This is a genomic window from Achromobacter sp. 1012554356 (assembly GCF_059760815.1).
The window spans coordinates 1-10,620 of record NZ_JCBANC010000104.1 but is presented as its reverse complement, the minus strand read 5'-3'; the positions used below and the strand labels follow the sequence as shown (position 1 = coordinate 10,620).

Annotated in this window: 11 protein-coding genes; all 11 read right to left on the bottom strand. The window is 67.2% G+C overall.

Features of this window, described 5'->3' with window-relative positions; all coding sequences use genetic code 11:
- Nucleotides 1–1,044: DUF3300 domain-containing protein (locus AC6LJW_RS29000; RefSeq protein WP_498088930.1), on the bottom strand; the 1,044-nt coding region annotated here is incomplete at its 3' end.
- Between the two features lie 388 nt (nucleotides 1,045–1,432).
- Nucleotides 1,433–1,648: a TOBE domain-containing protein gene (locus AC6LJW_RS28995; RefSeq protein ID WP_006227327.1), complete on the bottom strand. Its 216-nt coding sequence runs from the start codon at nucleotides 1,646–1,648 to the stop codon at nucleotides 1,433–1,435.
- A 67-nt stretch (nucleotides 1,649–1,715) separates the two neighbouring features.
- The gene (locus tag AC6LJW_RS28990) at nucleotides 1,716–2,615 is read right to left on the bottom strand and encodes an ATP-binding cassette domain-containing protein (protein ID WP_427987803.1); all 900 of its coding nucleotides are present in this window, start codon (nucleotides 2,613–2,615) and stop codon (nucleotides 1,716–1,718) included.
- 34 nt (nucleotides 2,616–2,649) lie between these two features.
- Entirely contained in the window at nucleotides 2,650–3,486 is an 837-nt protein-coding gene (locus AC6LJW_RS28985; protein WP_498088929.1) for a MetQ/NlpA family ABC transporter substrate-binding protein, read from the bottom strand.
- Between the two features lie 15 nt (nucleotides 3,487–3,501).
- Nucleotides 3,502–4,164 (bottom strand): methionine ABC transporter permease, encoded by a 663-nt coding sequence (locus AC6LJW_RS28980; protein ID WP_056566920.1) that lies wholly within the window; start codon nucleotides 4,162–4,164, stop codon nucleotides 3,502–3,504.
- Nucleotides 4,164–4,964 (bottom strand): methionine ABC transporter ATP-binding protein, encoded by an 801-nt coding sequence (locus AC6LJW_RS28975; protein WP_056565106.1) that lies wholly within the window; start codon nucleotides 4,962–4,964, stop codon nucleotides 4,164–4,166. Before AC6LJW_RS28975 ends, AC6LJW_RS28980 begins: the two co-directional genes overlap by 1 nt.
- 10 nt (nucleotides 4,965–4,974) lie before the next feature.
- Entirely contained in the window at nucleotides 4,975–6,174 is a 1,200-nt protein-coding gene (locus AC6LJW_RS28970; protein WP_498088928.1) for an acyl-CoA dehydrogenase family protein, read from the bottom strand.
- Complete coding sequence (locus AC6LJW_RS28965; protein ID WP_498088927.1) at nucleotides 6,174–7,001, bottom strand: ABC transporter permease subunit; 828 nt, start codon at nucleotides 6,999–7,001, stop codon at nucleotides 6,174–6,176. Before AC6LJW_RS28965 ends, AC6LJW_RS28970 begins: the two co-directional genes overlap by 1 nt.
- Nucleotides 7,001–8,173, bottom strand: coding sequence for an FMNH2-dependent alkanesulfonate monooxygenase (ssuD, locus tag AC6LJW_RS28960; protein ID WP_056565114.1), 1,173 nt, complete (start codon nucleotides 8,171–8,173; stop codon nucleotides 7,001–7,003). Before ssuD ends, AC6LJW_RS28965 begins: the two co-directional genes overlap by 1 nt.
- A 14-nt stretch (nucleotides 8,174–8,187) precedes the next feature.
- Complete coding sequence (gene ssuE / locus AC6LJW_RS28955) at nucleotides 8,188–8,781, bottom strand: NADPH-dependent FMN reductase (protein WP_498088926.1); 594 nt, start codon at nucleotides 8,779–8,781, stop codon at nucleotides 8,188–8,190.
- Between the two features lie 22 nt (nucleotides 8,782–8,803).
- Nucleotides 8,804–9,610, bottom strand: a complete 807-nt coding sequence (locus AC6LJW_RS28950) for a MetQ/NlpA family ABC transporter substrate-binding protein (RefSeq protein WP_498088925.1) — start codon at nucleotides 9,608–9,610, stop codon at nucleotides 8,804–8,806.
- Between the last annotated feature and the right edge of the window lie 1,010 nt (nucleotides 9,611–10,620).

Below are 10,620 nucleotides of genomic sequence, written 5' to 3'. Positions count from 1 at the left end.
GCCCCGGCCTGCCCCCTGGCCGCGTCCGCCGTCCGCGCCGGAATGGCCCGCGCTCGGCTGCCCGGTTCGCCCGTCAAAAGACTGGGCTGCCCGCTGCCGCGCGGCCTCACGGGATCCGGCTGCCGGCGCCGCGCCGGGATCTTGACCGCCGGCCTGCGCGCGGTTCTGCAATCCGGCCTGCCGCTGGCTGTCGAAACGCTGCCGGTTGGCGGCGTCTGCGTACGGTGCGTTGCCGCGGTTCGCGGCATTGTGCTGCCACGTGGACCGGTTGTTGTTGACGTTGTTGCGGTCGATGCGATTGTTGACGTTGATGTTGTTGTAGCGATCCACGTCGATATCGATGTCGCCATGCCCCCAGTTGGCGTCGCCCCACATCGAATTGATCGCCGCGACGCCAATGCCGAATCCGATGCCGGCCACCAGCGAGGTCGCAAACACCGACCCCGGCGGCGGGGGATAGTAATAAGGCGGATACGACGGATACGCCCACGCGCCGTAGACCACCGTGGGGTTGTAACTGGGCACGTAGACCACTTGGGGATCCGCGGGTTCGATCACCACGACGGTCTTTTCATTGGCGGTGGTGGTCTTGACGGTCTGCTGCGGCGTGCTTTTTAGGTTGCCGGCTTTCTGCGCCTGCGTGCGCAGCCGTTGGACGGCATCCATGACGGCCTCGGGTTGCGCTAGGAACGCGTCGCCCACGGACTTCACCCAGCCGGGCTCGCGGCCCATCATGTCCATGACCGACGGAAAGGCCACCAGCGACTTGACGCTGGGGTCCCAGGTTTCGGCGTCGACCGCGCGCACGGCGTCGTCGCCAGACTGATTGGCGTTCGCGGCCGACCATTTGGCCGCGGCCGCGATGTCATCCGGATACGTGGACCCCATCAGGATCTGCGAGAGCAGCGCATCCGGGTAGAGCGCCACGGGCGCCATCAGCTGATCAAGCTGAGCGTTGCTCAGCTTGGTCTGCGCCATGGCGGGAAAAGAGAATGACAGCCCCAGGCACAGCAGGCCGATCAACCACGTTCGCAGTCGCCGCATTTCCGTTCTCCGCACACAGAGCAAGACGCCACAAGCCAGGAGGGAACCGCCGGATATCGCGAAGACAATATATGCCTAACGCCGGCCGTTTGGAAGCGCGGACGGCGGGGCGAGAGGTCGAGGTGTCTGACACCCAGGGTAGATGGCCGTCAGCTTGCGGCGGCGTCTCAGAGGGTGTCAGACACCGGCCGCAAGATTGCTGAGGTCGAGGTGTCTGACACCCTGGGGAGATGGCCGTCAGCTTGCAGCAGCGTCTCAAAGGGTGTCAGACACCGGCCGCCAGATTGCTGAGGTCGAGGTGTCTGACACCCTGGGGAGACGGTCGTCAGCTTGCGGCAGCGTCTCAGAGGGTGTCTGACACCGGTGCCAGCTTGGGCGGTCGTACGCCCTACAGCTTGGCGACGGACACCTCGGTCGCCTTCACGAACGCCAGGACCTCGGTGCCGACCTGAAGGTCCAGTTCCTTGACCGAGCGGGTGGTGATGACCGACGTGACGATGCCAGCGGGCGTGTCGACGTCGACTTCGGAAACCACCGGGCCAAGAATGATTTCCTTGATCTTGCCGCGGAACTGGTTGCGGGCGTTGATGGACTGGATGCTCATGGTGTTGCTCCTGAAAGGTGAGGATGGCGCCGTGGCGGCGCCGGGTTGTGCATGCCGGCCCCCGGCGTCAGACCGCGAGCCTCAGATGCCGGATCTGGATGACAGGCGCTAGCGGCCTGCCGTCCGGACCCGGCGTGTCGGGTTGTCCCAGCGCGGCGCGCAGCACGCGCGACTCCAGCGCCGTGAAGGCGGCCGATCCGCGCACGCGCGGCCGCGGCAGGTCCACGCGCACGTCCAGCGTCACGCGGCCCGCGCCCAGCACCAGGACCCTGTCGGCCACGGCCACCGCCTCGGCGGCGTCATGGGTCGCCAGCACGGCGGTGAAGCCTTCCCGGCGCCAGGCGGCTTCCAGTTCGCCCTGCATGCCGATCCGGGCCAGCGCATCCAGCCGGGCCAACGGGTCGTCGAGCAGCAGAAGGCCGGGCCGATGCGCCAGCGCGCGGGCAAGCGCGGCGCACTGGCGTTGCGCTTCGGTCAACCTGGCGGGCCAGTCGTTGGCGTGGCGCGCCAGGTCCACCTGCCGCAACGCAGCAAGCGCCCGGTCGCGTTCGGGCAATCCCAGCGCGACGTTGTCCAGCACGCGCTTCCACGGCAGCAGGCGCGCATCCGCCAGCAGCATGCGAACACGATGATCGGGCCCCCACAGCGGAAAGTTGTCGAACAGCACCGGCGAGCGCTGCGGCGCGCCGCCGTGCTCACCCGTCGGGCTGGCTTCGCCCGCCAGCAGCCGCAGCAGCGCGCGCTTGCCGCTGTCCGCACGCCCCACCACCGCCACGAACTCGCCGGCGGCGATGTCCAGATCCAGCGGGTGCAGCACGTCGCCGCCATCGCGCCCGGCCAGCTTGCGCAGCGTCACACGCAGGGGCGCGGGACGCGCGGCGTCCTCGTCCGGCGCGTTGTCCCGCTCGGCGCCACCGGGCGCCTGCAGGTGCTGGAAGAGTTCGAACTCGTTGGGGTGGATGAACATGGCGGCCTGCTGGCGAATGCGCCTGCGCGCGGCCCTAACGGGCCGCCTGCAGCTTCTGCTGGTAATCGGTCTTCACGAAGCCGGCGAACGACTTCTCGGTGATCGCCAGAAACTCCGGCGACGCGTAGGCCGCCGCGATGTCCTTGACGAACGGCTTGTCGCGATCCGCCGTGCGCACGGCCACCAGGTTTTGATAAGTGGGCGTGGTCTTTTCCAGCGCCAGCGCCTCGGTCAGCTTCAGGCCGGAGGCCAGCGCGAAGTTGCCGTTCACGAACGAGAAGTCGGTGTCTTCGAGCGAACGCGGCAATTGCGCGGCTTCCAGCGGGATGAGCTTGACCTTCTTCACGTTGACCGCCACGTCCTTCTCAGACACCTGCAAGGGGTCGTAGCCGTCGCGCAGCTTCACCCAGCCAAGTTCCTCCAGCACGACCAGCGCGCGCGCCTGGTTGGTGGGGTCGTTGGGCAACGCCACGCTCGCGCCGTCGGGCGCCGCGTCGACACTCTTGTACTTCTTGCTGTAGATGGCGATGGGCGCGGTCGGCACCTTGATCAGTTCCGACAGATCAAGCTTGTTCTTGGCCGCGAAGTTCTTCAGGTAGACGATGTGCTGGAACGCGTTGGCATCCAGCGCGCCCTGCGCCAACGCAAAGTTGGGCTGCACGTAATCGTTGAACTCGACGATCTTGACCGTATAGCCCTGCTTTTCCAGGATGGGCTTGATGCCCAGCTTGATCTGGTCGCTGTACGGCCCGGCCGTCGCGCCGAACACGATTTCTTTCTTGGCGGGATCGGCCGCGTGGGCGGGGCCGCCGAAGGCCTGCACGGTCAGCACGGCCAGCGCCGAGGCCAGGAGATTGCGGTTGGGCAGCATGAGAGTCCTTTGGAGTCAGCGTTTGTCGATGCGTCGCGCGACGGTATTGCCGGCGAATTGGATGATCTGCACCAGCACCACGAGCAGCGCCACGGTCAGCACCATCACGTCGGTCTGGAAGCGGTAATAGCCATAGCGGATAGCCAGGTCGCCGATGCCGCCGCCGCCCACCACGCCGGCCACGGCCGAGTAGGACAGGAAGCTGACGGCCAGCACCGTCAAGGCCAGCACGAGACCCGAGCGCGCCTCCACCAGCAGCACGCGGCGCACGATCTGCAATTCCGACGCTCCTGCGGCGTGCGCGGCCTCGATCACGCCGCGCGGCACTTCGCGCAGGCATTGCTCGACCAGCCGCGCGAAATACGGAATGGCCGCGAAGGACAACGGCACCGCTGCGGCGACCGGCCCGATGGACGTTCCTGCAATCACTCGCGTGAACGGCACCAGGGCGACGAGCAGGATGATGAACGGAAACGACCGTACGGTATTTACCGTCCAGCTCAGCAACCGGTGCAGCACCGGGCGGTCCAGCGATTGCCCCGGTCCGGTCAGGAACACCAGGATGCCCAGCGGGCCGCCCAGCAGAATCGACGCGGCCAGCGCGATCGCCAGCATCAGAAAGGTCTGTCCAACCGCCACGCCCAGCTCGGGCAGCAACTGCACAAAGGTGTCCAGCATCATGCGACCTCTTCATAGGGATGGGTGGCTTCGCGGATCAGTTCGCGGCCCAGCGGCGAAGACAGATGCACGTTGGCGCCCGAAATCTCGGCCTGCTCCAGGACCTCGCCGTTCTCCATCACGGCCACATGACGGCACAGCGCACGCACCACGGCCAGTTCGTGCGTGACGATGACGATGGTGACGCCCAGGCGCTTGTTGATGTCTCGCAGCACGCTCAACACGGAGCGTGTGGTCTCGGGATCGAGCGCGGAAGTGGGCTCGTCGCACAGCAGCACGGCAGGCTCGCTGGCGAGTGCACGCGCGATCGCCACTCGCTGCTTCTGGCCGCCCGACAACTGCGCGGGATGGCTGGCTGCCTTGTCGGTCAGCCCCACGATCTCCAGGCAGTCGCGCACGCGGTCAGCGATCTGCGTCTTGCTGCGCCCGCCGTGCACGCGCAGCGCAAAGGCCACGTTCTCGAACACGGTCTCGTTCTGCAGCAGGTTGAACTGCTGGAAGATCATGCCGATGTTCTGCCGCGCCGACCGCAGGTCGCGCTTGGACAGCACGGTGAGTTCGGTGCCGGCCACGCGCACGGCGCCTTCGTCCGGCCGCTCCAGCAGGTTGATGAGGCGCAGCAACGTGGACTTGCCCGCGCCGCTCTTGCCGATGATGCCGAACGTGTCGCCGGCGCGGATCGACAGCGACACGTTGCGCACGGCGTCAAAGCGTCCGGCACGCGTCGCAAACGACTTGCTCACCGCATCCAGGCGGATGACGGGCTGCGGCACGGCGGAGATGTCGGAAATATCGGTCATTGCGGTTGCATCAGGAATAGGCGGTGGGTTCTGGCGCCTGATCGAGCAACGCGTACCGCCCCAGGTCGCGGATCTTGTAGGAGACCGGGTCATGCAGGGTGTGGACACGCGCGTTGCGCCAGTAGCGGTCGTAGCCGTAGCGCGCGGCGGTGGCGCTGGCCCCGGTCACCTCGAACAGTTCCGAGCCCACCGCCAGCGCGGCGCGATGCGCGAGCACCTTGGCCTGTGCACCGGAAACGGCGACCTCACCGCGTTCTTGCGCCGTGACCGAAGGTCCGCGCGCCAGCGCGGCGTCCAGCTTCAATCCAGCCAGGTCGGCCAGCGCCTCTGCCGCCTGCACGCGCAGCCAGAATTCGCCAAAGCGCTCCTGCACGTAGGGATCGTCGACATGGCGCTCGACGCCGGACGCGAACCAGGGCCGCGCCTCGTCGCGCACATAGCGGCGCGCCTCGTGAAAGGCGCCGCGCGCGATGCCCAGATAGAGATTGGTCATGATGAGCTGGGCCACCTGCGAACGCAGCGTGGCGCGGGCCGTTGGCGCGACGCCCGGCGCCTGCAGCACCTGGATCGCTTCCAGACGCACGTGATCGAAGCGCACGGTGCCACTGTCGGTCTGGCGCTGGCCGAACGCATCCCAATCTGGATTGACGGTGATGCCGTCGGTCTGCGTGGGCAGCGCGGCGATCAGCGCGGTACCCGACGGCTTGTGCCAGGCCGAGAACGTCAGCAGGTCCGATCCGACCGAGCCGGAGCTGAAGCTTTTCACGCCGTCGATGCGGTAGCCGTCCAGCTCCGCGCGGGCGATGACGCGGCGGTCCAGCGGATTGAGCGCGTTGCCCCAGAAGAGCTGGCGCTCGGCGGTGGGCGCCAGGAAGTAGGCCTGCTGCTCGGGCGTGCCGTACAGCAGCACGCCAGCGACTTGCAGATGATGAAAGCCGAACACGTGCGCGAGCGCGCTGTCGACCTCGGCCAGGCGGCGCACCGCCGCCAGCACGCTCGACCAGTCCGCGCCCGTGCCGCCGTATGCGGTGGGAATCGACAGGCGAAGCAGGCCGCTGGCGCGGATGCGTTCGCGCTCAGCAGCCGCATGACCGCCCGCGCGATCGCGTTCGACTGCGGTGGCGGCCAGCTCGGCCGCCAGGGTTTCGAGCGCGCCGGCGCTGGCGTCTTCAGCGTGGCGCGCTTGGCGCAACTGGGAAATCTTGGCCATCAATCGATCCTTGAAAACAGTTCGGGCCGATGCGCGGGGCTCCAGCGCAGCAGGTGGCGCGCAAGCAGATGCACCAGCGCATGGGATGCCGCGCTCATCGCGGCGTACAGCGCAATGCCGAGCACCAGCAGGTCGGCGCGCGCGGCGAGACGGCCCTTCTCGGCCAGCAGGCCAACGCCTGACGGCGCCGCAAACACTTCCAACGCCACCAGCATCAGCCACGCCAGCCCCACGCCTTGCCGCAGCCCCGTCAGCATCGACGGCAACGCGCCAGGCAGGATGACGTGCAGGAACAGCGACCAGCCGTGCAGGCCATGCGCCCTGCCCGTGGCGATCAGCCCGGGATCCACCGCGCGAATGCCGCGCACCGTCTGGCGGTAAATCGGGAAGAAGGCGCCCAGCGACAGCAGCGCCAACCGGGCCGTCTCACTCACGCCGAGCCACAGCAGAATGAGCGGCGCGAACGCGAGAACTGGCACGAGGCCCAGCGCTTGCAGCAAGGTGTCGGCCTGTTTGCCGGCGCGCCGGGCGGTGGCGTTCATCGCACCAAGGATCAAGGCCGCCCCGCCTCCCAGCACGAGGCCTGCGAGCACGCGCAGAAAGCTGGCGCCCGCATGGCTCCACAGCTCGCCGCTGCGCGCCAGCGCCACCGCGGCGGCGGCAACCGTCGATGGCGCGGGCAGCAGGCGGTCGGACAGCCAGCCGGCCTGCGCGGCGGCCTGCCACGCGGCGAGGGCCAGCAGGGGGGCCAGGAGTCGAGCCAGCGCGGGCGACGGCCAACGCGCGGCCCGCAGGTTCGGGCTGGGAAGATTGTTCGGGGCAGGCATCAGCTTGCCGCTTCCTTGGGCACCAGCTCGGTCGCCATGACTTCGCCGAAGGGGCCAGTGAGCACGGTGCTGCCGGGTTTGCGCTCGCCCTTGCCGGGCAGCAGCGGAAACACCAGTTCGGCAAAGCGGTAGGACTCTTCCAGGTGCGGATAGCCGGAGAAGATGAAGGTGTCGATACCGAGGTCGGCATACTCCTGGATGCGGGCGGCGACGGTTTCAGGATCGCCGACCAGCGCGGTGCCGGCGCCGCCGCGCACGAGGCCGACGCCCGCCCACAGGTTGGGCGAGATCTCCAGGTGCGAGCGGCCGCCGTTGCCGTCCGTCAGCTTGCCCCCGTGCAACGCGGCCATGCGGCGCTGGCCTTCGGAATCCATCTTGCCGAACGCGGCCTGCGCGGCCTGCACGGCGTCTTCACTGAGATGGCTGATGAGTTCGTCGGCTGCGGCCCACGCCGCCTCGGCAGTCTCGCGCACGATGACGTGCAGCCGGATGCCGAATCGCACGGTACGCCCGTGCTGTGCGGCGCGGGCGCGCACGTCGGCGATCTTGCGCGCGACGGCATCGGGCGGTTCGCCCCAGGTCAGGTAGACGTCGAGCTGTTCGGCCGCGAGTTCATGCGCGGCTTCGGACGAGCCGCCGAAGTACAGGGGTGGGTACGGCGTCTGGACGGGCGGATAGATGACCTTGCCGCCCTTTGACACGAGCTGCTCGCCTTCGAAGCTGAAGCCTTCGGCCTGGTGGCTGTTTTCAAGAATGCCGCGCCAGATCTTGAGGTAGTCCGCGGTAATGGCGTAGCGCTGGTCATGGCTGACGAAGACGCCGTCGCCTTCGAGCTCGCCGGGATCACCGCCGGTGACGACGTTGACGAGCAGGCGGCCTTCGGACAGGCGGTCGAAGGTGGCGGCCATGCGCGCGGACACTTGCGGCGAGCTGACGCCGGGACGGATGGCGACGAGGAACTTCAAGTTGCGCGTGGCGCCGATGAGACTGGAGGCGACGACCCACGCGTCTTCGCAGGATCGCCCGGTGGGCAGCAGCACGCCGTCATAGCCGAGCGTGTCGGCGGCGACGGCGACCTGGCGGAAGTAGTCATAGCTGGCGGCGCGCGCGCCGCGGCTGGTGCCCAGGTAACGGGAATCGCCGTGCGTGGGGATGAACCAGAAAACGTCCATGCTGAAACTCCGGATCAGACGCTGAAGCCGCCCGCGAGGGCGAGGCGGCCAAGGTCGTAGGCTGGGTGGACGGCGCCGGCGCGCGGCTGCACGTGTTCGGACAGACGCTCGACGGAATCCTCGAGCCGCCCGCGCACGTCGTCGTCAATGTCGGCGTTGCCCAGCTCGTCGAGCCACACCTGTTTGTCGGTGGCGTAGACGCCGGCCAGGATGTGCCGCGCGCCAAGCGCGGACAGCACGGGCTTGAGGCCGTATTCGAGGGCAAGCAGATGCGCGGGACTGCCGCCGGTGGCGATGGGCAGGACGACCTTGCCGGCAAGCGCCTTTTCATCGAGCAGGTCGAGCACGGCCTTGAGTCCGCCGGAGAACGACGCCTTGTAGACGGGCGTGGAGATGAGCACGGCATCGGCAGCCGCAACCCGCGCACGCAGCGCGCCGGCGGCCGCGCCGGTGTAATGCCCTTCGATGAGTTCTTCGGCCGGAATGTCGCGCAGGCCAAGTTCGCTGATGCCGAGTCCGCGTGCACGCAGGATCTGTGCGGCGTGACGCAGCAACGCGGAGGAACGGGACCGCTGCGACGGACTGCCGGCCAGGGTGAGGATGCTCATGGTGGTCTGCCGGGACGCTGCGTTAGAAGGCGGGAACAAGCGAGCCTTTGAATTCGCGCTCGATGTAGGCGCGGACTTCGGGCGATTGGTACGCGGAGACAAGCTTCTTGACCCAGGGCTGGTCGCGGTCTTTGGTGCGCACGGCAATGAGGTTGGCGTAGGGGCCGTCGGCGGCCGCGCGGCCGATGGCGTCGCGGGCGGGGACAAGGCCTGCCTGTTCGGCGTAGTCGTTGTTGATGGACGCAGCGGTCAGATCATCCAGCGACCGCGGCAGCTGCGCGGCATCGAGCGCAATCAGCTTGATCTTGCGCGGATTGGAGACGACGTCAAGCGGTGTGGCGGTGTTCTTCTGCTCGGCCTCAGGCTTGAGAGTGATGAGCTTGTAAGCGGCAAGCAGACGCAGGGCGCGATTGCCGTTGGAGGGGTCGTTCTGAATGCCGACGGAGGCGCCTTCGGGAAGCTCGTCCAAGGATTTGATCTTGCGGGAGTAGAAGCCAAGGGGCGCGGTGACGGTGAGGCCGACGGGCACGATGTCGAAGCCGCGTGCCTTGATCTGGTTGTCGAGGAAAGGCTTGTGCTGAAAGGCGTTGGCGTCGAGGTCACCGGCGTTCAGTGCGGCGTTCGGGAGTTGGTAGTCGTTGAATTTGACGAGCTTGATCTGCAGGCCATCACGGGCGGCGACTTGCTTGACGACGTCGAAGATTTTTTCGGCGGTGCCTACGGAGATGCCTACTGTGATGGTGTCTTTGCTGTTGTTCTGGGCTTGTGCGCTTGCGGTGAATGCGAGCGTGAGTGCGGCTGTGGTCAGGAGGCGGAGCAAGGGGGCCATGTTGATTGGTGTCCGATGAAGTGAATGCTTGATGAGGTGATTCTGTCATCGGGATTTGTGGCCGAAAAATACTTAGTCGATATGAGGTTATGTGTGCAAAGGGTGTGTTTGTTAGCGCGGATGGTGATTTGAGATCGCTGATGGAGGATTGGGTTCGTTAGACGCTCGGTGCGGCGTGGGTCCAGTGATTGAGTTCTTAAGACGTCCGGCACGGTAGCGGCACGGGGCGCGCGGGGCCACGATTGCGGTCCGGAGCCTTCGCTCCGGACTTGACTAGGCGCCCCCCCCTTCGTCATCTTCGTCCGCCTTCGGCTCCCTTCAGATTCCCTCGGGCTTATCGACGCCCCTCGCACCCCGGGCCGCCACCGCACCGGACTCTGGCAATTCAAGTTTCCAGGCCGTTGGGGCGGTCGACGTGCTCGGCGTTTTTGTGCAGAGCCCTTCGGGCTAGCAGCATCTTGCGGTGCCCGTCTCCGTTCGGCCGCGCGGGCGGCCTCCGGAGACTTACGCGGTGTCTTGCGGGGTGGCGATGGCGCTTCGCGTGTGGCTGCATTTGGTCTAGGTGTCTGACACCCTGGTGAGATTCGCTTCATACCAAGTGCGTCTCCTAGGGTGTCAGACACCGGCAGCGGCAGGCGCTCTTGGGAAGTTCAGAGCCAGCCTACGTTCATCGTCATTTGAACTCCCGTGCCCGATGGGCGGCGCGTACTGGTCGGCAAGTTGTGGCTGAACGTCGCCGCGCCGCCCATCATCGCCCCTCCCTCCGTGACGGCGGGCCATTAGCAAACCAATCAGCACCGGCGCGAAGCGCACAACGCCACGACGACACACCGGCCCGATGCTGGGTTGCCGCCGCCCGGGCGGCAGCCACCCGGCGGCCCCGCAGATTTCCTGCCATGACCACAGGTCTTGCAGCGCGCATACCAAAGACCCTAGCAGCACGGCGTCGCGGTCCCCGTGGGCGCGAGCGCCGTCGATGCGCCCGAGGGAATCTGAAGGGAAGGCCGAAG